At 63.4% G+C, this 22,078-nt stretch carries 17 protein-coding genes, 1 tRNA gene and 1 pseudogene; 6 read left to right on the top strand and 13 right to left on the bottom strand.

Annotated elements, in window-relative coordinates:
* Positions 1 to 6 precede the first annotated feature (6 nt).
* Together J1C48_RS05620 and preA are read right to left on the bottom strand one after the other, a co-directional pair.
* The gene (locus tag J1C48_RS05620; RefSeq protein ID WP_231081624.1) at positions 7 to 2,523 is read right to left on the bottom strand and encodes a putative bifunctional diguanylate cyclase/phosphodiesterase; all 2,517 of its coding nucleotides are present in this window, start codon (positions 2,521 to 2,523) and stop codon (positions 7 to 9) included.
* 190 nt (positions 2,524 to 2,713) lie between these two features.
* Positions 2,714 to 4,057, bottom strand: coding sequence for an NAD-dependent dihydropyrimidine dehydrogenase subunit PreA (preA, locus tag J1C48_RS05615; protein WP_207256803.1), 1,344 nt, complete (start codon positions 4,055 to 4,057; stop codon positions 2,714 to 2,716).
* A gap of 98 nt (positions 4,058 to 4,155) precedes the next feature.
* Between preA and J1C48_RS05610 the strand changes: the two genes are divergently transcribed.
* Together J1C48_RS05610 and J1C48_RS19245 are read left to right on the top strand one after the other, a co-directional pair.
* A complete protein-coding gene (locus tag J1C48_RS05610; RefSeq protein WP_207256802.1) occupies positions 4,156 to 4,368 on the top strand; it encodes a type II toxin-antitoxin system HicB family antitoxin in 213 nt (70 codons plus the stop codon).
* Positions 4,365 to 4,565 (top strand): annotated as a pseudogene (locus J1C48_RS19245) (type II toxin-antitoxin system HicA family toxin); the annotation flags it as partial. The gene J1C48_RS05610 and the pseudogene J1C48_RS19245, both read left to right, overlap by 4 nt.
* A 94-nt stretch (positions 4,566 to 4,659) precedes the next feature.
* On the opposite strand, the gene J1C48_RS05600 reads toward J1C48_RS19245, so the two are convergent.
* The 5 genes from J1C48_RS05600 to J1C48_RS05580 all read right to left on the bottom strand — a co-directional run bounded on the left by J1C48_RS05600 (position 4,660) and on the right by J1C48_RS05580 (position 10,818).
* Entirely contained in the window at positions 4,660 to 6,036 is a 1,377-nt protein-coding gene (locus tag J1C48_RS05600; protein ID WP_207256801.1) for an NAD(P)-dependent oxidoreductase, read from the bottom strand.
* 315 nt (positions 6,037 to 6,351) lie between these two features.
* A complete protein-coding gene (locus J1C48_RS05595; protein ID WP_207256800.1) occupies positions 6,352 to 6,960 on the bottom strand; it encodes a PQQ-dependent catabolism-associated CXXCW motif protein in 609 nt (202 codons plus the stop codon).
* Between the two features lie 85 nt (positions 6,961 to 7,045).
* Complete coding sequence (locus tag J1C48_RS05590) at positions 7,046 to 7,972, bottom strand: substrate-binding domain-containing protein (RefSeq protein ID WP_207256799.1); 927 nt, start codon at positions 7,970 to 7,972, stop codon at positions 7,046 to 7,048.
* Positions 7,973 to 7,975: 3 nt separating this feature from the next.
* The gene (locus tag J1C48_RS18875) at positions 7,976 to 8,773 is read right to left on the bottom strand and encodes a c-type cytochrome (protein WP_231081605.1); all 798 of its coding nucleotides are present in this window, start codon (positions 8,771 to 8,773) and stop codon (positions 7,976 to 7,978) included.
* 200 nt (positions 8,774 to 8,973) lie between these two features.
* On the bottom strand, positions 8,974 to 10,818 hold the full coding sequence (locus J1C48_RS05580; RefSeq protein WP_207256798.1) for a methanol/ethanol family PQQ-dependent dehydrogenase: 1,845 nt from the start codon (positions 10,816 to 10,818) through the stop codon (positions 8,974 to 8,976).
* 720 nt (positions 10,819 to 11,538) lie between these two features.
* Here J1C48_RS05580 and J1C48_RS05575 point away from each other — a divergent pair.
* Positions 11,539 to 12,474, top strand: coding sequence for a quinoprotein relay system zinc metallohydrolase 2 (locus J1C48_RS05575; protein ID WP_231081606.1), 936 nt, complete (start codon positions 11,539 to 11,541; stop codon positions 12,472 to 12,474).
* A gap of 183 nt (positions 12,475 to 12,657) precedes the next feature.
* Positions 12,658 to 13,509 (top strand): quinoprotein dehydrogenase-associated SoxYZ-like carrier, encoded by an 852-nt coding sequence (locus J1C48_RS05570; protein WP_207256797.1) that lies wholly within the window; start codon positions 12,658 to 12,660, stop codon positions 13,507 to 13,509.
* Positions 13,510 to 13,575: 66 nt separating this feature from the next.
* On the opposite strand, the gene J1C48_RS18870 is transcribed toward J1C48_RS05570, so the two are convergent.
* The 3 genes from J1C48_RS18870 to J1C48_RS05555 form a co-directional block, all read right to left on the bottom strand.
* On the bottom strand, positions 13,576 to 13,890 hold the full coding sequence (locus J1C48_RS18870) for a hypothetical protein (RefSeq protein ID WP_207256913.1): 315 nt from the start codon (positions 13,888 to 13,890) through the stop codon (positions 13,576 to 13,578).
* Between the two features lie 409 nt (positions 13,891 to 14,299).
* On the bottom strand, positions 14,300 to 15,343 hold the full coding sequence (locus tag J1C48_RS05560; RefSeq protein ID WP_231081607.1) for a YVTN family beta-propeller repeat protein: 1,044 nt from the start codon (positions 15,341 to 15,343) through the stop codon (positions 14,300 to 14,302).
* A complete protein-coding gene (locus J1C48_RS05555) occupies positions 15,340 to 15,819 on the bottom strand; it encodes an SRPBCC family protein (protein ID WP_231081625.1) in 480 nt (159 codons plus the stop codon). The genes J1C48_RS05560 and J1C48_RS05555 overlap by 4 nt, the downstream gene beginning before the upstream one ends.
* A 241-nt stretch (positions 15,820 to 16,060) precedes the next feature.
* Here J1C48_RS05555 and J1C48_RS05550 point away from each other — a divergent pair, with 241 nt between their 5' ends.
* Together J1C48_RS05550 and J1C48_RS05545 are read left to right on the top strand one after the other, a co-directional pair.
* The gene (locus J1C48_RS05550) at positions 16,061 to 16,258 is read left to right on the top strand and encodes a hypothetical protein (RefSeq protein ID WP_207256795.1); all 198 of its coding nucleotides are present in this window, start codon (positions 16,061 to 16,063) and stop codon (positions 16,256 to 16,258) included.
* Positions 16,259 to 16,426: 168 nt separating this feature from the next.
* On the top strand, positions 16,427 to 17,770 hold the full coding sequence (locus J1C48_RS05545) for a sensor domain-containing diguanylate cyclase (protein ID WP_255679402.1): 1,344 nt from the start codon (positions 16,427 to 16,429) through the stop codon (positions 17,768 to 17,770).
* A 51-nt stretch (positions 17,771 to 17,821) separates the two neighbouring features.
* Here J1C48_RS05545 and ilvA read toward each other — a convergent pair whose 3' ends face one another.
* The 3 genes from ilvA to J1C48_RS05530 form a co-directional block, all read right to left on the bottom strand.
* Entirely contained in the window at positions 17,822 to 19,081 is a 1,260-nt protein-coding gene (gene ilvA / locus J1C48_RS05540) for a threonine ammonia-lyase IlvA (protein ID WP_207256793.1), read from the bottom strand.
* 726 nt (positions 19,082 to 19,807) lie between these two features.
* On the bottom strand, positions 19,808 to 21,622 hold the full coding sequence (locus J1C48_RS05535) for an adenine deaminase (RefSeq protein WP_207256792.1): 1,815 nt from the start codon (positions 21,620 to 21,622) through the stop codon (positions 19,808 to 19,810).
* Between the two features lie 241 nt (positions 21,623 to 21,863).
* Positions 21,864 to 21,948, bottom strand: a tRNA-Leu gene (locus J1C48_RS05530).
* Positions 21,949 to 22,078 lie beyond the last annotated feature (130 nt).

Genomic DNA, 22,078 nt, shown 5'->3' with positions numbered 1-22,078 from the left:
CGCGCGTCAGGCCGCCAGCGTTTCCGGCCCGGGCATCTCAAGATCGTCGGACCATCGTCTGGTGATCTCGGCAATGATCTGAGCGAGTTCGCTCTTCGGCTGTGGCCTTGAGAAGAAATAGCCCTGCATGTCGCGGCAACCCTCAGCAAACAGCGCTTCCATCTGCTCGCGGGTCTCGATGCCTTCCGCGATCACCTGCATGTCGAGCGCCTTCGACAGCCCGATCACGGCGCGCACGATGGCGATGTTTTCCTGGCGGGCCATGTTGCGGATGAAGGACTGATCGATCTTGATCTTGTCGAAGGGGAAGCGACTGAGATAGCCGAGCGAGGAATAGCCGGTGCCGAAATCGTCCATCGAGACCGTGAGCCCGCGCGAGCGGAACTGATTGAGGATCTGCAGCACACTGTCGCTTTCGTCGATGAACAGCGACTCGGTCACCTCGATCTGCAAGCGATTCGCCGCCAGCCCGGATCTTCTCAGCGCGCCGTCGATGTCGTCCAACAGCGTCGGGCTCTTGAACTGCAGCGGCGATAAATTGACCGAAACAACCATCTGATCGGGCCAGCTCACCGCTTCGGTGCAGGCCGCTTCCAGGCACCAGACGCCCAGCCGCTCGATCAGTCCGGCTTCTTCGGCCAGCGGAATGAAATCGTTCGGCGGGATCATCCCCTTTTCCGGATGCTGCCAGCGCAACAGCGCCTCGAAGCCGCTGACCCGCTTGTCTGCCATGTTGACGAAAGGCTGATAGTAGAGCTCGAACTGCTCGGCATCGAGCGCCGCCTTGAGGTCGAGTTCCATCTCGCGGCGCTGCTTGAGCTTGGCCCGCAGTTCCGGCTCGAACACCCGCGCGCTGCCGCTGCCGCTGCGATCATCCTTGGCCTTGTAGAGCGCCAGATCGCAGTTCTGCAGCATGATGTCGGCGTTGATGTCCGTGGAGTCGGCATTGGCGGGATCGTGAACGACGATACCGACGCTCACCGCGGCGAGAATGCGCCGTTCGTCGAGATTGAGCGGCTTGGCGAATTCGGCGACGATGGCCGCGCCAAGCGCCTCGGCCTCCGAGCGATTTCTGGCCTGCGGCGCGATCAAGGCAAATTCGTCGCCGCCAAGACGCGCCACGCTGCCTCTGGCGTCGGCCAGCCCGGCCAGCCTGTCACCGCAAGATTTCAACAAGGCGTCGCCGATCTGGTGACCGTAGGTGTCGTTGATCGACTTGAAGTTTCGAATGTCGACCACGACGACGCTGAACGGCTTACGGGTGGTCTTCAGGATTCCGTCGAGTTCGTCGCCGAATTGACGGCGATTGGGCAGATCGGTCAGCCCATCGTGACCGGCCAGATGCTTCAGCCGCTTGGAGATCCGATCGCGTTCGGTGATATCCTCGAAGGTGATCAGCAGGCCTTTGCCCGACATGCCGCGGCGCTTTACCTCGAAAATCGTCCCATCGGGCATCACCATCTGCTGGGAATCGGTTTCGTTGTCGCGCAGCGCGCTTGTCAAATTGGGATCGGAGAAGAACTTTTTGGCCGGCGTCAGGATATCAAAGGCGCCGAAGCACGCATCGAAGACGCCGTTCGACAACAGCAGCCGGCGTTGACCATCGAGCATGCAAAGCCCCTGGGTCATATTGTCGAGAGCGGCCTGCAGCTGGCTCTGCTGAGCCGCGATCTGATCCGACAGCATGTTGGTCTTGGCGTCGAGATCGGTCTTCAAGAACTGACAGCGATCTTGCATTTCGGCGAGCGCCAGGATGGCTTCGCGGATCTCCTTCGGCCCGATCGGGTTGATCTTGATATCGTCCTCGTCGGCGACCAGCGCCCGCGCCGTCGCGGTCATGCGCTTCAGCGGCGTCGAGACCGAGCGGATGAGGAGCACCAACAGCGCGAGCATGGCAAAGACCACCGCGCCAAGGCCGGTCCAGCCGCGCATGGCGTTGCTTTCCACACTGTGCTTGGCGGCTGCGCCACGTTCATCGATGTCGGAGCGGATGATGCGCTGTGCGGTTTCGAGACCGAGGGCGATCTTCTCCATCTCCCGCACCACGGTCGGTTTCGACACCGACGCATAGCCGGTCTCGATCAGGCCGAGCGAATAGACGATATCGCGCAGCGCCGACTTGGCGCTGTCCGGGATCCCCGTGTCGAGCACCGTCGCGACGTTTCTTCGGACCCCGGCGACGACCGTCAGTACCTCTTCGAGATCCCGGCCGCTCAGCGCCTCGCGGCGCGCCAAGTCGCCCTGCAGCATGACATCGCTGGCCAATCGACTGCGGGTCTCGTTGATGCTCGCCAAGCTGCTCTGGATCCGGTCAAGCGGCTCGACGCCTTCGGAGACGAAGGTGGTCAACTGTTCAACCGTGTTGCGCTGGTCCTGGAACGACAAAACACCAAACGCAATCGCGAGGCCGGCAAACAGCAGGCACCCGACGATGAGCCTTATCTTGATCGACATGCAGCGCAACTCATGGAAGAACAACTCCTGGACGAACGACATCGGGCCATAAAAATGGCCGACGACCACCAAGCATGCCGTCCTAAAGTTACTCTGCAGTTACAAAGCACAAATTTAGGTCATCATCATCGACACGGATGGGATGAGTCGCGCTGCATCACCGCGGGTCGGGCGGAAAATGCGGGCGCGTCTTCTCCGCGCGGCCCGAATGCAGCGGCGCCAGCCGTACGGTGCTCGGGGAGCCTCGCGCGTCGATCCGCTATTCGGCCGCATCCGGCATCGTCACCGGCCCGGGCACATGCGGACGCTTTTCCGTCGCCATTAGATTGTTCGGATGGGCCGTCCAATTGCCATAGATGTCGGGGATCGGCTTGCCGGTGCGCGGATCGACGCCGGCGATGCGCTCCATGGTGATGCAATCCTCGATCGGGCAGACATTGACGCAGAGATTGCAGCCGACGCATTCCGCATCGATCACCTCGAAGCGGCGAACGCCGTCAACTTCGCGGGTGATCGCCTGGTGAGAGGTATCCTCACAGGCGATGTGGCAGCGCCCGCAGGAAATGCACTTGTCCTGAGCGATCCGCGCCTTGGTGACATAGTTGAGATTGAGATACTGCCAATCGGTAACGTTGGGCACCGCCCGTCCGCGAAAATCCTCGATGCCGGCATAGCCCTTTTCGTCCATCCATTCGGACAGGCCGGAGACCATCTCCTGGACCACCTTGAAGCCGTAGGTCATGGCGGCGGTGCAGACCTGCACCGTGCCGCAGCCAAGCGCAATGAATTCAGCCGCGTCGCGCCAGGTGGTGATGCCCCCGATGCCGGAGATCGGCATACCGGCGGTTGCCGGATCGCGGGCGATCTCGGCGACCATGTTCAGCGCCATCGGTTTTACCGCCGGCCCGCACATGCCGCCATGCGAGCCCTTGCCGTCGATAGTCGGGGTCGGGGCGAAATTGTCGAGGTCGATCGACATAATCGACGACACGGTGTTGATCAGCGAGACGGCGTCGGCCCCGCCCGCCTTGGCGGCGCGAGCCGGATAGCGGATGTCGGTGATGTTCGGCGTCAGCTTGACGATCACCGGCAGCTTCGAGTGCTGTTTGCACCAGCGGGCAACCATCTCGATATAGTCCGGCACCTGGCCGACGGCCGAGCCCATGCCCCGCTCGCTCATGCCGTGCGGACAGCCGAAATTCAGCTCCACCCCGTCGGCGCCGGTTTGCTCGACCAGTCCCAGGATCTTCTGCCAGGGCGCCTCCTCGCAGGGCACCATCAGCGAGACGATCATCGCCCGGTCGGGCCAATTGCGCTTGACCCTCGCAATCTCCTCCAGATTGGTATGAAGGGCGCGGTCGGTGATCAGCTCGATATTGTTGAGGCCGATCAGCCGCCGATCCGGCCCGTGGATCGCGCCGTAGCGCGGGCCGTTGACATTGACCACCGGCGGATCCTCACCCAGCGTCTTCCACACCACCCCGCCCCATCCGGCCTCGAAGGCGCGCTGGACGTTGTATTCCTTATCGGTCGGCGGGGCCGAAGCCAGCCAGAACGGGTTCGGGGAGGCAATGCCGAGAAAGCTTGTCGAGAGGTCGGCCATCGGCGATAGTCCTTCTATTTTGAGGCGAGAAAACAGGCGGTGCGGCGCGCCCCGCGGACAAGCAAGAGAGCCATTCGGCCGTGGCTGAGGAGCATCGCTTGACGATCACGCTGCAACCCGAGCCGGAGGTCGGCTTCACCGTCCTGGTGCCGGCTTTGCCCGAGGTCGTCACCTCGGGCGCCACCATCGACGAAGCGATGGCCCATGCGCGTGAGGCCATCGAAGGCGTTCTTGCCCTTTACAAAGAACAAGGCCGGGATATTTCCGCCGACGCCGAGACCCAGATCGCTCATTTGACGGTCGCGGCCTGAGCATCTCGCCGCGGCTGCTCCCAGCCGTTTCTGGACGAGACGTCGTTCGCGCTCTCGAAAAGGCCGGCTTCGTTCTGACCCGCGTTCACGGCAGCCATGACATCTTGCTCCATCCCACCAAGCCGAAAACCGCAGTCAGCGTCCCGGTCCACGGCAACAAGGATCTTCCCAAAGCCACCCTCGCCAGCATCATCAAACAGGCAGGCCTTTCAGCGGACGAATTGTTCCGTCTCCTCAGTGACGCCCGACGAGACGGCGCAGCGCGGCCGCCCTCTCCTCCCGCCGCCTTGGCTACTCTGCCGCCACCTTGTCCAGCGCCGTCAGCGCCGCGTGGATGCTCATCGCCGCGACCTTGCCGTCCTCCACCGCGACGACCGTCAGATCTTCGCCGCCGGCCACGCAGTCGCCGCCTGCCCACACGCCCGGATGTGAGGTCCGGCGCTCGGCGTCGACCTGGATCCGGCCGCCTTCGAGCGCAATCTCGGCGTCGCCGCCGCCCAGCCCGGCGGGTATGAAGCTCTGGCCGATCGCCTTGAACACTTGGTCGGCCGCGATCGTCACGCTCTCGCCGGTCGACGTCAGACGGCCGTCGACGCTGGCAGTGCGTTCAAGTTCAAGGCCGACGATTGCGCCGTCCTCGGCGAGCAGCCGCTGGGGCTGCAGATTGAACCGGAGATGCACACCGCGCGTTGCCGCGATCTCCTGCTCGTAGGGCGACGCATTCATCGCCTCGCGGCCGCGGCGATAGGCGATCGTCACCTCCTCGGCGCCAAGCGCTTTGGCCTGCACGCCCGCGTCGATCGCCGTCATCCCGCCGCCGATCACCACCACGCGCCGGCCGATCGGCAAACGAGCGAGATCGTCAGTCTGGCGCAGCCCGGCGATCCAGGCCACGGCGTCATGGGATCCGCTCGCCATCTCGCCTTCGACGTTCAGGGCGTTGACGCCGGCCAGGCCGAGGCCGAGGAAGACCGCATCGAAATTCTGACAAAGCCCGGCAAGATAAATGTCGCGGCCGAGCACCTTGCCGGTTTCAACGACAATGCCGCCGATCGCTAAAAGAAATTCGACCTCGCGCCGGGCAAAATCGTCCGTCGCCTTATAGGCGGCGATGCCAAATTCGTTCAGCCCGCCGGGCTTGTCCTGGGCGTCGAAGATCGTCACCTCGTGACCGAGCATCGCCAGCCGATGGGCGCAGGAGAGCCCCGCCGGCCCGGCCCCGACGACGGCGATGCGGCGGCCGGTCGGCGCCGCGCGACGGAAGGGATGGACACCCGTCGCCATCACCTGATCGGTCGCATGCCGCTGCAACAGCCCGATCTGCACCGGCTTGCCCTCGGCGGTCTCGCGCACGCAGACCTCCTCGCACAGCGTCTCGGTCGGGCAGACCCTGGCGCACATGCCGCCCAAGATATTGGCCGAGAGGATCGTCTTACCGGCCCCGATCGCATTGCCGGTCTGGATCTCGCGAATGAACTGCGGAATGTCGATCGACGTCGGGCAGGCCTGCATGCAGGGCGGGTCGTAGCAGAAGTAGCAGCGATCGGCCTCGACCCGCACGTCATGAGCGTCGAGCGCCGGATGCAGATCGGAAAAGTTTTCGGCCAGCGTTTCGGCCGGCAATCGGCCGGGCGCGATATCGGCGCGGCGCGGCAGCGGGTCGGTCATGGCGATCATTCCCCCTTGTCTGGCCCGTGCTCGACGCCCGTCGCGGCGATGGGATCATCCCACCTGGAGCCCGCGCGGCGCCGGACACGCAAAGCAGAATGATTCTATTTTTCGCGCCCGTCAAATTTTTTATCGTTTGGTCAAAAATTTAGCCGCAGCCGGTCGGCAAATGGCCTTGCCAACGCCGATCACGGAGCAAGAGGCCCGCGGACGCCAACGCCGCGGGCGACGACGCCGCGCAGGATCGGCGCCACCATCAACCAGCGGCAGTTGCCAGCAAAGGGAGGCTTCGGCGCAGAGGAGGCCAGCCGGCCGCTATTCGTCCGGGCGGGGCTCGGGCTCGCGCTTTTCCAGCGGGCGGCCGGATTGTTTCCAGCCGTCGGCGCCCTCCGGATACCAATAGACCGAGGCATAGCCGGCGGCGATCGCCCGCTTGGCGGCATTGTAGCTCATCCAGCAGTCGGGCTTGCAGTAGAAGAGGACCGGTGCCGCCTTGTCGCCCATGGTCGCTTTGGCAACGCCGTCAAGAAAATAGCGCTGCATCACCGGCGCAAGTTCGCCGTAGCCGGTGTCGACCAGCCAGATCGAGCCGGGAATGTCCTGGCGCGGCTCCGGCCGCCAGATTGTGCCTTTCGGCAGGTTCTTCGGCCGCGGCGCGCGCGGCAGAACGTCGATAAAGGGCACGCCCTGATCGTGCAGATGCACCGCCGCGGCGGTGTCGACCACGGTCCCACCCGCAAGTGTCGCGGGCACCGGCGCGCGGTAATGGTCCATGCGATAGCCGGCCGGTTCCGGTGGATGCCCGATCGCCTCAGGGGCGGCAGCGTTGCCGGGTACGGGTTTGGCCGGACTGGCCGCGATCGCCGGCAGGGCCGCGCCAAGCCCGATCGCCACCACCGCCGCCGCCGATCGAATCGCGCCCATCGTCCGCGAGAGCGATCCACGCGGCCTCAGCGGAAAAGGCGAGCCGAAGCCAAGACCCCGAGGCGCCTGCGCGGCGGCCACCCTCTCAGCCCTTGCTGCCGGTGGCCGATCCCTCGATGGCCTTGCCCTGCGGCTGGGCCTCGGTCTTCCGGCTCGATGGCTGGATCGGCTTGTCGTGCTCGTCGAGCAGCGGCACACCGTAGGACAGGAGAATATCGTCGATCGCGGCCTTATTGTCGGCGATCACCCGATTGAGGGTTCGCTTCCATTCCTGATCGCTCGGACGCACGCCCATGGTGATGCGGAAGGTGGTCGCCGGCCCCTTGGTTTCATGAATGAGCGGCACAACGTCGAAATCCTTGCCGGACTCCTTGGCGTAGTAGCCGGCCATCGGCCCCCACAACACCCCCGCATCGATCTTGCCGGCGACGAGATCGTCCACCATCCGCTTCGCGGAATTGGTCAGGCGCGTGTCGACCACCAGCGGATAGGATTTGGCGTCGGCGATCAGTCCGGCTTTGGCGAGATAGGTCGCCGGCGGCGTTCCGGCGACAACGCCGATCCGCTTGCCCTTGAGTTTGGGATCTTCGAGCGTGGTGACGCCTTCGAGATCACCGCCCTTTGGATAAACCAGCGCATACGCCGTCCGGTAATAGGCGTTGGTGTTCTGCACCAGGTCGTCGCCCTGCGGATAGCTCATGATGATGTCGCACAGATTCGACCCGAGGGTCATCCGCACGAAGCCCGTCGCCTGCGGGAAATAGGTATAGGTCACCGTCTTGCGGCCGAGCTTCTTGGCGATGAATTGCGCCACCGCCTGCTCGAATCCCTCTTCCTTCTTGTTGGAATAGGGCATGTTGCTCGGATCGGCACAGACCCGAAGCACATCCGGATCGACGAGTTCGATCTCACCGCCAAATTCACGATCAACCTGCGCCGCCGCCGCGCTGGTGAGCGCGACGACGGCAAAGAGCGAGACGGCGAGCCGACGGAAGCTGGCTCTGACGGTCATGGATCAAAATCCCAAGCACTTGTATTCGGCTTCCTGCGCCGGCTTGTTATTGGCGATCCGCTTCGGCTCGCCGCGACCGACAACGCCGTCGGCCCGAGCCCGCAGATAGGTGTAGATGGCATCCATCGAGCACATCACATTCGGATCGTCACCCCAGGCCGGCATCACAGAATTGCCGCTGGTGTTCCATTTGTTCTTCTGGCCGCTGACGACGATCCCGGCAAAGTCGTAATAGCTGAGGGCCTGCAGCTCATTGGTCAGGTTCGGCGCGAAGGACGAGCCCAGCCCGTCCGGACCATGGCACTGCATGCAGTTGGCCATATACTTCTTGTAACCGCGCCAGGTGTACCAGTCCACCTTGCCGTCCTTATCGATGAGATAGGTCGGGTTGCCGGACGGGTCCTTGAATTCGCCGAGATCGGCGACGGTCGGCGTGTTGCCCTCGGTCGCCGTGTCCTTGGACGGTTGGGCATCGGGTTTCATATGCGCCGGATCGGGCACCTCTTTGCTGTCCGCGCTGGGCGCGGCAGCGGCCGTCTTGCCCGTGGCGGCGGCATCGCCTGCGGCCTGACCGCCGCTCGACGCCTTGGAGCCCGAGGCATTGCCCGCATCCGTGTTGGCGGCGATCTTCGCCGGTGCGGTACTGGCGGAACCGGATGTCGTCCCCGCGCCTCCGCCCGATGCTTGCGCCTCGGCGCTCTGGCCCTTTGGCACGATGGTCGTGCCCTGATCCTTCGCCAGTGCCATTCCGGAGACCGACAGGGCCAGCAGGCCGGCAAGGGCGATCATCTTCGTCTTCATTGATATCCTCGACTTCTGGCGCGTGAAGCGCATCTCGATCTCGGCCTCGGAACCGCCCGCGCATCATTGCGCCCGGCCGGTTGGCCCGCTCGCCAAACCCCTGAAAGATCAGGAAATAATCCCAGTTTCTGCAGTTCTTCAACGAACGGGCCTCGCGATCGAATCGCGAGGCCCGCCTGCTTTGATTACCGTTACGGCGGTTATTTCGACGCCGTCTGGTCGGGGACGGTGAAGACCGTCAGCTGGCCACCGAGTGCCGTGTATTTCGACAGAGAGGCATAGCCGCCGACCGCGCCGAGGCCGGCGTTCGGATCGGTCAGGCCCGCCGCGAGGCCGATGCCGGCCCAGCCGCCGATGCCGGAGAGAACGCCGACATACTGCTTGCCACCCTCTTCGTAGGTCATCACGTTGCCGATGATGCCCGACGGGGTCTTGTACTTGTAGAGTTCCTTGCCGGTTTTGGCGTCGACCGCCTTCAGATAGCCCTCAAGGGTGCCGTAGAAGACGATGCCGCCCTTGGTGGCGAGCGCACCGGACCAGACCGAGAACTGCTCGGGCAGCGACCAGACGATCTCACCCTTGCCGGCGTCCCAGGCGATGAAGTTGCCCATGCCGCCGTGGCTGTTCGGCGCCGGATACATCGACAGCGTCGCGCCGACATAAGGCTGACCGGCCGTGTAGGCGACGCGGAACGGCTCGTAGTCCATGCAGACGTGGTTAGTCGGGACATAGAACAGCTTGGTGTCCGGCGAATAGGCGGCCGGCTGCTGATCCTTGGTGCCCAGCGCGGCCGGGCAGATGCCGGTCGTGTTGGTGTCCTCGCCATTGGCTTCGGTCGAGTACTTGTCGACGACCAGCGGACGCCCGTAGGTCTTGGAACTCTTGTCCATGTCGACCTTGGTCGCCCAGTTGACCGCCGGATCGTATTTCTTGGCGACCAGCAGCTCGCCGGTCTCGCGGTCGAGGGTGTAGGCGAAGCCGTTCCGGTCGAAATGGACGAGCGCCTTGTGGTCCTTGCCGTCGACGCTGACGTCGGCGAGGATCATCTCGTTGACGCCGTCATAGTCCCACTCGTCGTGGGGCGTCATCTGATAGAGCCACTTGGCTTCGCCGGTGTCGGCGTCGCGGGCATTGATGGTCATCGACCACTTGTTGTCACCCGGCCGCTGAGCCGGATTCCAGGTCGAGGGGTTGCCCGAGCCGTAGTAAATCAAGTTGAGCTCGGGGTCGTAGGAGATCCAGCCCCAGGTGCCGCCGCCGCCGATCTTCCACTGGTCGCCCTGCCAAGTCGTCAGCGACGAATCCTTGCCAACCGGCTTGCCGAGCGCCGTGGTCTTTTCCGGATCGACCAGCATTTCCTTATCCGGACCGGTCGAATAGGCCTTCCAGACTTCCTTGCCGTCCTTCAGGCTGTAGGCGGTCATGCGGCCGCGCACGCCGAATTCGCCACCGGAAATGCCGACATAGACCTTGTCCTTGACGACGTAAGGCGCGGCGGTGCCTGTCTCGCCCTTGGTGGGATCGCCGTTCTTGGCCGACCAGACGACTTCGCCGGTATCGGCGTTCAACGCGACGAGCGTGGTATCGGCCTGATCGAGAATGACGAGGGCGGGATGGCCATCACCGGCCGGCGCATAGGCGACGCCGCGATTCACCGTATCGCAGCACATCACCGGAATGACGTCCGGGTTCTGCTTCGGCTCGTACTTCCACTTGATGACGCCGTCGTTCTTCAGATCGAGGGCGTAGACGATGTTCGGGAACGGCGTATGGACATACATCGTGTCGCCGATCACCAGCGGATTGCCCTCGTGACCACGCAGAACGCCGGTGGAGAACGACCACGCCGGCACCATCTGGCCGACATTGTCCTTGTTGATCTTGTCGAGTGTGGAATAGCGCCAGTTGGCATAGTTCCCGGTCGGCATGACCCACTCGGCCGGGTTCTTCTCCATGTCCTGCAGGCTCTCGGCTGCCCATGATGCGCCGCTCAGCCCGATCAGCAGACTCGACGCGAGTGCAGCCTTCGTAATCGTCTTCAACATCAGTTTCCTCCCAAGGAAAAAGCTTTCAAATGCCGGCGGACGCGACGCGGCCAACGGAATGTCAGCAATGAATGGGGAAGGCTTCCGGCAGCGTGTCACGACCTCCAATAGGGGTCTTGGTGGGCACCGTTGATCATTACCCTACCAGTGGCCTTCGAGATTCGGGGCGCTCCCAACACCGCCGATCTTGAAGCCGGAAACCATGATGACACCCTAGTGCGGGAATTTTTCCTGCGCAAGCACTGATCGAGAGTTTTTCTATATGCACCGCACAATCGACACGACATTGAATAGAAATCGCCATCCTTGCCTTTAAAACACAATCATATTGTGGCATATTTGATGATTAGTTCTCGTTATCATATAAATTTTTTGCGAATTCATTTAGCATAAGAACCGAAAATATACGAAATTTGTCTTCGAAATTGGCCTGCGCCCGGCATTAAAGCAGCGAATATCCGAGATAAAATCGCGGACAAAACGCGAATGTCCGCCAAAATTTTCTCGATCATCAGGTAGAATGACATTACGTTAAGGGGCAAACATCCGCACTTTTCGCAACGCAACATATGCGGTCATCTTGCCGCAGGTTTCGTCCTCTCTTTGCAAGCGCCGCGCCCGGCGCCATCCTCCGCATGGGCATCGCCACCGAACGCCCATTGAGCGACCGGGTCGTCGCTCAGGCGAAGCCTGCCGCCACGCCCGTTGAAGGATGCCCCGATGATGCGATCCATATTGACCGCCCTTGGCCTGTCGCTGCTTGCCGCCGGGAGCACGACAGCGGCCGCGGACCCGAGCCCGCCGGCTCCCTTCGTCGAGATCACGGACGGCGTTTATGTGCGACACGGCGCCGTCTCGATGGAAACGCCACACAATCGCGGGGCGATCGGCAATATCGGCTTCATCGTCGGCGACAAGATGGTCGCGATGGTCGACAGCGGCGGCAGCGTGGCGGACGGCGAGGCGGCACTGGCGGCGATCCGTAAGGTTACCGACAAGCCGGTCCAATATCTGATCAACACCCACATGCATCCCGATCACGTTTTCGGCAATCAGGTGTTCAAGGCGGCGGGAGCGACGATCATCGGCCATCGCCGGCTGCCCCAAGCCCTTGCCGCCCGGGCCGCGTTCTACAAGCAGTCGATGGCGGAGCAGATCGGCCCGGCGCTCGCCGGCGCGGTGACCATCACCCTTCCCGACGAGACCGTGACCGATGAACGGCGAATCGATCTCGGAGGCCGCATCATCCTGCTTAAGGCGTGGAAGACCGCCCACACCGACAACGACCTGACGGTCTTCGACGAAAAGACCAAGACCCTGTTTGCCGGCGATCTGGTCTTCATCCGTCATTGCCCGGTCATCGATGGCTCGCTGCTTGGCTGGCTGGCGCAAATTCCCGAACTGAAGGCGATCCCGGCCGTCCGGGCGGTGCCGGGCCACGGGCCGATCAGCGCCGCTTGGCCCCAGGCGATCGCACCGGAAGAGCACTATTTCAAGACGCTCGCACGCGATATCCGCGCGGCGATCGCCAAGGGCGTGCCGCTCGCCAAGGCGGTGCCCGATGCGGCAAAAAGCGAACGCGACAAATGGCAGCTCTTCGACGAGTATAATCCGCGTAACGCCACCGCCGCTTATGCCGAACTCGAGTGGGAATGAGGCGGTTCGGACCGGACCGGCGCCGCGGATCGAGACCCGGCCGAAGCGATCACCGTTCGACGACCAGGATGCGCAACGCCTTGCCGTCAGCGCCCTGCGGACAGATCTTGCAATGAGTGGCGCCGGCTTCGGCGTGGGTCGAGCCCGCGTCGACCATTGAGACATCCTGGGAGGATTGACGATATGACATCCATTGACACGGCCCGCCGTCAAACGGCCCGCAAAACCGCGATCGCCTTGATCTCCTCGGCGCTGGCGCTGTTCGCCGTCGCCAGCCAGGCGCCAGCTGAGACCGGCCTGTCGCCGGAGGAAAAGGCGGCGCAGACCGATTCAGCCTGGCCGGATCTGAAGTCCGAACTCTTCGGCGACAAGACGCTGATCGAAAACACCGCCACCATTGCCATCGACGCGCCGAAGCGCGCCACGGATCCGGCGGTGGTACCGGTGAAACTGACCTTTGATCCGAAGATGCAGGTGCGCAAGGTGACACTCGTCATCGACGAGAACCCCTCGCCCGTCGCCGCCACCTTCGCCTTCGCCGACGGCGCGAAGATTTCACAGCTGTCGACCCGGGTGCGGGTCAATGCCTATACCAACGTCCATGCCGTCGCCGAGACGGCCGACGGCAAGCTTTACGTCACCAAGACCTTCGTCAAGGCGGCGGGCGGCTGTGCCGCACCGGCCTCCAAGGATCCCGAGACCGCTTCCCGCGAGATGGGCAAGATGAAGATGCGGGTTTTCAAGACTGACGATCCCGGGGTGCACGAGGCGCAGCTGATGATCCGCCACCCCAACAATTCGGGTCTGCAGAAGGACCAGGTCACACTGCTCTATATTCCGGCCCACTTCATCACCGATCTCGAACTCGATAAGGGCGGCAAGCCGCTCTTCACCATGACCGGCGGCATTTCGATCTCGGAGGATCCGAGCTTCCGCTTCCGCTATGGGGCCGACGATACCGGGCCGTTCCACGCCAAGGCGACGGACACCGAGAACATGGTCTTCGAAAAGAGCTTCGACAACGTCCAATCCTGACGGCGGCCAGGCGATTCGGCCACTTTGGCCCGATCGCCATTCGCCGGACCAAGCCCCCGTCGCGCATCACTCGAAGCAGCGGATCTCGGCCTCGGCCTGGGCGCGCCTCAAATCGCCGATCGACGCTTTGGCCTCGGCCGAGCCGCGGAAGATGCTGCCCTTTTCGCCGGTCACCTGGCCCATGGACAGCCAGGTCGATGCCTCGACATAGCGATCATAGGGAATGATCGAAGCGACCACGTCGAACGAGCAGGAACACTGCTCCAGTGCGGTGCGGGTGTTGCCGTTGCTGGCCATGCAGGCAAAGACGTAGTCGGCGATCGCCGTGGTCGGATAGTCGGCGTGGCTCGACGCAGCGCTCTGGCCTGGAAGATAGGGGATATGCGTGCTTCCGGCGGTTTCGCCGCTGAGCGTGCTGCCGGGCTGCTGCGTCGTCTCGCCAGCCGCGGCATCGGTCCCTGGGGGCGCCGCCGGAACCTCGCGTTTTACCCCCGGCTGAACGGCGCCGGGCATCGCGGTCTGCGCCTGCCCGGCCACCGACAGCGCGACGAGGAACGCCGCCGACAGTGCCGCCGGCCCGAGCCCTGCGCGAGCACCCGAAAAAATCCTCATGATGAGCCTCCTCCTCATCGGAGCGCCATCGTCGCAGCCGCGTCGACGACACCCCTTTTGCCACCTTGGCCGGGCCAGGCCGTCGACCGACGGCCCGGCGATGAAACGCCCCTGATCCGTCGTTTTCATGCAGATTCGGTCGGGAAAGGTTCCCGATTTTCCATCTGCGTCATCCATCTCAGCCGCCGGTCTTCGGCGCGGCCTCCGGCATCTTGGCCGCCGGTGCAGCCGGTGCCGCGCGCACGAACTGGCCAAAGGCGCGCGGACCATCCGGCACGTCGACACTGCCGACGATCTTCAGGCTCGCCGCGTCGATCTTCTCCACCGTATTGGCGAACCAGTTGGTGACATAGACGAAACGGCCGTCACTGCTCGGTGCGATGCCCTCCGGATAGTCGCAGCAGTCGAGCTGATCCAATCGCTTGCCGGTGCCGGCGTCAAACACAGTAACGGTCCCGCCATATTGATCGGTGACGAAGACTTTGCCCTTCGTCTCGACCGCATCATAGGGATGCGATCCGACCGGCACCGTGCGGATGACGAAATGGCCGCGCGCATCGACCACGCTGACGCTGTCGGAGCCGACATTGGCGGCGTAGACCCGCGCGCCATCCGGCGAAAAAGCAACGCCAAAGGGCCGTTCGCCGACCGGCACGCGGGCGATCACCTGACCCGTCTTGGCGGCAAAGAACGACAGCTGGTTCGAAGCCCGGTCGGCCGTCACCACCACCGTTCCGTTCTTGGACACGGCGATGCCGGACGGCGATTTGCCGGTGTCGAAATGCCCGATCACCGCGCGCTTGGCCGGATCGACCAGCAAAAGCGTGTGGGAATACCAGTCGGCGACATAGACCGGCGAGCCGGAGGGATCAACGGCGATGCCAAGCGGGCCGCCGCCGACCGTCACCTCGCCGATGATCTTGCGCGCCGCTGTGTCGACGATGGCGATCTGCTTGGCCTTCGGCTGCGAGACATAGGCTCGCGTCCCGTCCCGGCTGACCGCGATCCCGGCCGGTTCGCCCGGCATCGCAATGCTCGCCTCGATCGTCATCGTATCGAGATCGACGAAGGAGAGCGTGTTCGCGTCCTGGCTGGTCACATAGCCGATATCGGCGGCGGCGGCCGGCGCGAGCGGCGCGCCCGCACCGGCGAGAAGAACGGCCAGCGTCGCGGCGGCGCGGATGAAGCCACCGCCACGAACGCCCGATTTCAGAGCGCTCACGAGCCCGATTCGACTTTCGTCTTCAGGCCGTCCAGCCCTTCCTTCAGAAACGCGCTGACGCCCTTGATCGCCGCGTCGTCGTTCAGCTCCGGCGGCGGATCGTTGTTCGGATAGCCGCGATAGAACGCCGCGCGCCAGGTCACGGTCGAGGACGTCCCGTCATCAGCCGGCTTCACCGTGATCGTCGAGGAATAGTTCGTCGCCGGCAGAAGCTTGGTGTTCACATGGCCGATGAAAGTCGAGTAACTCATCTTCTCCGGCTGATATTTCGACAGCTCCTCCTGCATCATCCCGCCGGACTTGAAGCCGAGGGTGCGGATCGAGCCTTTCTCATTGCCCTTGGAGGCGTCGTCGAGGGCGATCCGCGGATGCCAGGACATGTCGCCGAAATTCTTGATCGCCGCCCAGACCTTGGCCGGTGGCGCATTGATGGCGACGGATTCGATCGCCTTCTTACGGGTCGGGCCATGCGCCATCGCAAGGTTGGGCAACAGCACCAGCGCGACGACGAGTGCCGCCAATTTCTTGAACAAAGGCCAGTCTCCTCTTCGAGATTCGGTGCCCACCCGAACCACGGCCGAGACGACCCTATTCAGATCCGACAGCGAGGGGAAGTCCCGCAATCGCCGCGCCGTCATCACCTGATCGCGTCACCGCCTGCAACGGAACAGTCTGGCGTCGCCCCAGAAGGTCGCCCATCAGCTCAAACACCAAACGATGCTCGACCTGGTGCTTGGCAAGGCGACCATCGTGATGCGGGAGGGCCTGCCGGTGCTGGCCGTCGCCGTCACCGCCAACGGCCTCGAAGGCGGCGCCGATAAGCGCCAGGAGAGCGTCGCTCTCGGCGAGTCATCGCCGACGAAGGCTTGCGGTCGCCCCCTCGCGCCCGATGCGAGCGGAGAGGCGTGCGTTTGACCGAGCGCCGCAAAAGATCGTAAAACCCCATCTCAAACGCGCATTATTCGAATTTTTCATCCTGAGATTTTATTTTTTATTTACAATGAACTATCAGATTTGCAGAGTTGATTGTCGTCCTTTGCGTTCGTATCCCCCGCTTCCGGACCCATAAGAAAGCAAATCTGCATGACAAATGCGAAATTGTTTTCAAATGAAATTATTCCAGATCGAGATTTATTATGGAGTGCATTGTCTCGATCTACCGCCATGGTCGAATTTTCGACGGACGGGCGAATAATATTTGCAAATCCCAACTTTCTCAAATTGATGCAGTACAGCGAAGAGGAAGTGATCGGCCAGCATCATCGGATCTTTCTGCGGCCGGAGGACCGGGACAATCTGCAATATCAGGCGTTTTGGGAGCTGCTCAAAGCCGGCGAGTTCATTCGCCGGGATTTTCGCCGCGTGACCAAGGGCGGCCGCGAGGTCTGGCTGCAGGCCAGTTACAATCCGATCCTGTCGCGCGACGGTAAGGCGCACACGATCTTGAAGCTCGCCACCGACATCACCGCCGAAAAGCAGCGCGCGGCCAATCACGAGAGCACACTGCAGGCAATTTCCCGCTCCACCGCGATGATCGAATTCGCCATGAACGGCACGATCCTGTCGGTCAACGCCAATTTCGCGGCGATCATGGGCTACGAGGTTCAGGAGCTTCTCGGCCGCAACCACCGTGATTTCGTACCGCCCGAAATCGTCAACAGCTCAGCCTATACAAACTTCTGGAACCGGCTGCGGACCGGCGAATTCGCCCAGGCCGAGTTTCCCCGCATCGCCAAGAACGGCAGGATCATCTGGTTGCAGGCGAGCTACAATCCGATCCTCGACGCCTCCGGCCAGCCGACCACGGTGATGAAGATCGCCACCGACATCACCGCCCGGCTGACCCAGAATGCCAAAGCCGAACGGCTGGCCCTGCTCGATCAGCTGACCGGCATCTCCAACCGGCGCGGCTTCGATCTCGCCCTGTCGGCAACGATGAGCGAATTCGTCTGCGGGGCCGGCCCTTTGTCCCTGCTGATGCTCGACGTCGACCACTTCAAGACCTTCAATGACAATTATGGCCATCAGGTCGGCGATCGTTGCCTGCAGGTGGTCGCCAAAGCGATCGAACTGGCGGTTTACGACCGGCCGAACAGTCTCGTCGCCCGCTATGGCGGCGAGGAATTTGCGGTGTTGCTGCCCGGCACCGATCTGGCGGAGACGGCCGAGATCGCAGAGGCGGTCCGGGCCGGCATCGCCAGCCTGCGCATCACCCATTCCGGCAATCCGAGCGGGCAGAGCGTAACGGCGAGCATCGGCAGCGCGACGCTGCGGCTCGATGAGGAGACAAGCGGCAGCATTGGCTCGCGCGACCTCGTCGAACTGGCCGACAAGGCGCTCTATGCCGCCAAGCATCAGGGCCGCAACCGGGTGGTCGATGCCGGCGAGCGAACCCGCGACAACGCCTTTTTCGCCTTTCCGCTCTGAAACCGCAGCGGATTCAAGCGCCGGCTCCGCCCCAACGCTGATCTGATCCGATCAGATCAGCAAATCGGCAACGATCTGATCGTCGGTAATGTCCTGATAGCGGATGCCATCGGCCTCGAATCGTTCGAGCAGCGCCGGGAAATTGGCAGGATCCTTGGTTTCGATGCCGAGCAGGATCGAGCCGAAATCGCGGGCCGACTTCTTCAGATATTCAAAGCGGGCAATGTCGTCGTCCGGGCCGAGAAGATTGAGGAAGTCCTTCAGGGCGCCCGGTCGCTGGGCCAGGCGCAGGATGAAATATTTCTTCAGCCCGCAATAGCGCAGCGCCCGCTCCTTGACGTCCGGCAGCCGCTCGAAGTCGAAATTGCCGCCGGAGACGACGAGCGCGACGGTTTTGCCGCGCACCTCCTCCTGCAGCGTGTCGAGCGCGTCGATCGCCAGTGCGCCCGCCGGCTCCAGCACGATCCCCTCGACATTCAGCATGTCCAGCATCGTCTGACAGAGCCGGCCTTCGGGCGCCAGCACCACATCATCCGGCCGGAACCGGCTCAGGGTTTCGAACGGGATCGCGCCGATCAGCGACACCGCCGCGCCGTCGACGAAGCCGTCGATCTGCGGCATCCGCGTCAGCGCGCCGTTTTCGAGACTGGAGCGCAGGCTCGGCGCGCCAAGCGGCTCGACGAATCGCAGCTCTGGCCGCGACCGGCTCTCGGCATCGAAATAGCGGGTCATGCCCGAGGCGAGCCCACCGCCGCCGACCGGCATGACCACGAGGTCGAGCCGCTCCTCGCCAAGCTGCTCGCGGATCTCGCGGGCGACGCTTGCCTGGCCTTCGACGATATCCTCATGATCGAAGGGTGGGACGAATTCGGCCCCTTGTGCCTCGGCATAGGCCTTCGCGGCCGCATAGCAGTCGTCGAAGAAGTCGCCGGTCAGCTCGATCGCGATGGCGTCGCCGCCGAAGACCCGGGTCTTATCGATCTTCTGCTGCGGCGTGGTGACGGGCATGAACACGCGCCCCTTCACCCCGAAATGCCGGCAGGCAAAGGCAAAGCCTTGGGCGTGATTGCCGGCCGAGGCGCAGCAGAATGTGCCGCCCGCAGCGCAAGCTTCCATCTTCTTGCGCATGAAGTTGAAGGCGCCGCGGATCTTGTAGGATCGCACCGGCGTCAGATCTTCGCGCTTCAGATAGATCCGCGCATCGTATTTCTTCGACAGATGCTCGTTGAGCTGCAACGGCGTGGCTGGAAAGAGGTCGCGCAGCGCGTGCTGTGCGGCGGCGACCCGCGTGATGAAAGTGTTGTCGGTCATGGTGTCCAGGTTTCTTCGGCTCGCTGGGTGCTGCCACTGCCGCGTGATCGCGGTGTGCCGGCCAGTCCGGCGAAACGGCGCGATTGCCAACCGGCGATCCGCCAATCAAAGGCGAGCGCGGACGAAGCGTTCTGCCGCGTTCCGCGCGCCGGCCGCGATCGGACCGTCAAGCTCCCTGAAGAGCTGCGGTGCCGACAACGCCGGCGCCGATAATCGAAATGGGCCGCCGGGCGATGATGGTCTGAAACGATCCCATATCGTTGGACCGATCGATCGTCATGCCGGGCGCTCCTGATCCTGTGGGTGACCGAAAATTTGCGGCTCGTCATGCGCCAGCCGGCCAAATTTGTCAAAGCCCTGCCGATCGCGGTCGCGGCAGGCTCCGCTCTTGACGGCGATGATTCTGGCCAGGCCGAGCGTCATTTGCGAATGCCGCGGACAAAACATGCTGCCGTGCCGCATCGAAATCTGAACGCAACAATTGTGTTTCGGCGACGCCATCGGCGAGAAACAAAGCCATCCTAATGTGGGCTATCGCAGCCACGGCATGAGAGACGGGAACCTTTCCTGGCATGGCCTGCGCTCATTTCACCCGGGTTGCGTGCCGCTGTGGCCCGGGTTGGACGGCTCCGACGATCCACGCCCCGAATCGTCGGAGCCGCCGCCTTTTCCAGCCAACGCCGACCGCCGCCGCCTTGCCGTCACCAGACCCGGCCGGGCACGCCGTCAAACGATGAGGTCGACGATCTGAAAATTGTCGACGTCGACGATGCCCTTGTCGGAAATCCGCAGGGCGGGAATGACGACCAGCGCCAGCAGCGAATGCTGCATGTAGGCGTTGTTCAACTCGCAGCCGGCGGCCCGCATGGCGGCAATCAGCCGATCGGCCTTTTCAGCGACGATTTCCGCCCGCTCGTTCGACATCAGGCCGGCGATCGGCATTTCGACGAGAGCCTGTTCGACGCCATCGGCAAAAAAGACCACACCGCCGCCCACTGCGCCCAGCCGGTTGGCGGCGAGCGCCATATCCGCCTCGCTGGTGCCGACGACGATCATATGGTGGGAATCATGGGCCACCGTCGACGCCATGGCACAGCGGCCCCGATAACCGAAGCCGGAGACGAAGCCGTTGGTGAGCGTGCCCGATCCGCGATGCCGCTCGACCAGCGCGATCCGGCAGATGTCCTGATCCGCATCCGGCATCACCACCTGATCGCGGACCTTGAGCGTCGCCGTCAGAGCCCGCGTCGGCGCCTGATTCTCGACCACACCGATCACCCGCACATCGACCGTCGCACCCGCCCCCCGCGGCGCCATCACCCGAAAATCTTCGGCCGACAGCGCGCGGCCGAGCCTCACCGTATCGATCGCGCTCTTCGGATAGGGATAGACCGGCAGGTCGGCTTCCAGCCGGCCGCTGGCGGCCAGCCGCACACCGCGGCCATAGACCGCGTCGATCGTCAGCTCGGCGAGGTTCGAAACGATCAGGAAATCGGCCCGCCGGCCAGGGGTGACCGAGCCGATCTCACGCTCGAGCTTGAAATGTTCGGCGGTGTTGATCGTCGCCATCTGGATCGCCGTCATTGGCTTCAGGCCACGCGAGATCGCATGGCGCACGACGCGGTTCATATGGCCCTCGCGAACCAGCGTGCCGGAATGACAATCATCGGTGCAGAGGATGAAGTGCCGCGAATCAAGACCCATCTCGGTGATCGCGCGCACCTGTTCGGCCACGTCGTACCAGGCCGAGCCGAGCCGCAGCATCGCTTTCATGCCCTGGCGCACCCGCGCGGCGGCATCCTCCATCCGCGTGCCCTCGTGATCGTCCTCGGGACCGCCCGCGACATAGCCATGAAAGGCGCGGCCAAGATCCGGCGAGGCGAAATGCCCGCCAACGGTCTTGTGTGCGGCCCAGGTCGCGGCGATCTCGCCGACCATCGTCGCGTCATTGTTGGCGACGCCGGGAAAATTCATCACCTCGCCAAGGCCGATGATCCCCGGCCAGCCCATCGCCTCGGCGACCTCTGTCGGCCCGAGCACCGCACCGCCCTCTTCGAGCCCAGGCGCCGACGGCACGCAGGAGGGCATCTCGACCCAGACATTGACCGGCTGCGTCAGCGCCTCGTCATGCATCAGCCGCACGCCGTCCAGCCCGAGCACATTGGCGATTTCGTGCGGATCGATGAACATCGACGTGGTCCCGTGCGGGATCACCGCCCGGCAGAATTCGGTGACCGTCACCATGCCGCTCTCGACATGCATGTGAGCGTCGCACAGGCCCGGCACGACGTAACGCCCCTGCGCCTCGACCACCACCGTCTGCGGTCCCACGGCGTGGGAGGCATCCGGGCCGCAATAGGCAAACCGTCCAGCGGCAACCGCAATATCGGTGTTGGGGAGGATTTCGCCCGAATGGACATTCACCCAGCGCGCGGCTTTGACGACGAGATCGGCCGGCTTGCGGCCCATGGCGACATCGACGAGTTGCGACGCGACGGCTTCGAAGGGCGCGACGGCAGCGCGGTCCTCGCGGTCGGACATGGGCGGACTCCTCAAATCTCAGACAGCATCGGCCCGGAAATCGGGATCGACTTTCGGCAAAGCCGATGCGTCGCATCAATCAGATCACGCGTCGTTTGTGCGTCCTGCGGGACGCACCGCGCGCTCATGTGCCAATGACATGCGCAAACACCGCCGCGACCGGAACGGGCAGACTGCCCGAGCGGATCCGCTTGTCCATATTGTCGCAGCCTCGCCCAGAAGTGGAGACCGGCTCGCCCGCTGGTACGGGCGGCGGGACTCGAACCCGCATGGCCTAAAGCCCAGGGATTTTAAGTCCCTTGCGTCTACCATTCCGCCACGCCCGCAGCGCCGCAGACCAGAACCCTGTGGCGCGCGACCTGTCAAGTTTTGTTGAAGTCCGGCAACAGCGCCCAGAAAAGATCTTATAAACGCCACGAGAATCGACTATAGTTTCCCCAGTGCCTTGGAAGTGCC

The sequence above is a fragment of the Jiella flava genome (assembly GCF_017349315.1).
Classification (GTDB): Bacteria; Pseudomonadota; Alphaproteobacteria; order Rhizobiales; family Rhizobiaceae; genus Jiella; species Jiella flava.
This window is presented reverse-complemented; position numbering and strand designations above follow the sequence as displayed.

What these genes read in the sequence shown, in the direction of transcription:
- preA (WP_207256803.1), bottom strand. Translation starts at nt 4,057, where the DNA reads ATGGCCGACCTCTCGACAAGCTTTCTCGGCATTGCCTCCCCGAACCCG.
- J1C48_RS05600 (WP_207256801.1), bottom strand. Translation starts at nt 6,036, where the DNA reads ATGACCGACCCGCTGCCGCGCCGCGCCGATATCGCGCCCGGCCGATTG.
- J1C48_RS05595 (WP_207256800.1), bottom strand. Translation starts at nt 6,960, where the DNA reads ATGGGCGCGATTCGATCGGCGGCGGCGGTGGTGGCGATCGGGCTTGGC.
- J1C48_RS05590 (WP_207256799.1), bottom strand. Translation starts at nt 7,972, where the DNA reads ATGACCGTCAGAGCCAGCTTCCGTCGGCTCGCCGTCTCGCTCTTTGCC.
- J1C48_RS18875 (WP_231081605.1), bottom strand. Translation starts at nt 8,773, where the DNA reads ATGAAGACGAAGATGATCGCCCTTGCCGGCCTGCTGGCCCTGTCGGTC.
- J1C48_RS05580 (WP_207256798.1), bottom strand. Translation starts at nt 10,818, where the DNA reads ATGTTGAAGACGATTACGAAGGCTGCACTCGCGTCGAGTCTGCTGATC.
- J1C48_RS05575 (WP_231081606.1), top strand. Translation starts at nt 11,539, where the DNA reads ATGATGCGATCCATATTGACCGCCCTTGGCCTGTCGCTGCTTGCCGCC.
- J1C48_RS05570 (WP_207256797.1), top strand. Translation starts at nt 12,658, where the DNA reads ATGACATCCATTGACACGGCCCGCCGTCAAACGGCCCGCAAAACCGCG.
- J1C48_RS05555 (WP_231081625.1), bottom strand. Translation starts at nt 15,819, where the DNA reads ATGGCGCATGGCCCGACCCGTAAGAAGGCGATCGAATCCGTCGCCATC.
- J1C48_RS05550 (WP_207256795.1), top strand. Translation starts at nt 16,061, where the DNA reads ATGCTCGACCTGGTGCTTGGCAAGGCGACCATCGTGATGCGGGAGGGC.
- J1C48_RS05545 (WP_255679402.1), top strand. Translation starts at nt 16,427, where the DNA reads ATGACAAATGCGAAATTGTTTTCAAATGAAATTATTCCAGATCGAGAT.
- ilvA (WP_207256793.1), bottom strand. Translation starts at nt 19,081, where the DNA reads ATGACCGACAACACTTTCATCACGCGGGTCGCCGCCGCACAGCACGCG.
- J1C48_RS05535 (WP_207256792.1), bottom strand. Translation starts at nt 21,622, where the DNA reads ATGTCCGACCGCGAGGACCGCGCTGCCGTCGCGCCCTTCGAAGCCGTC.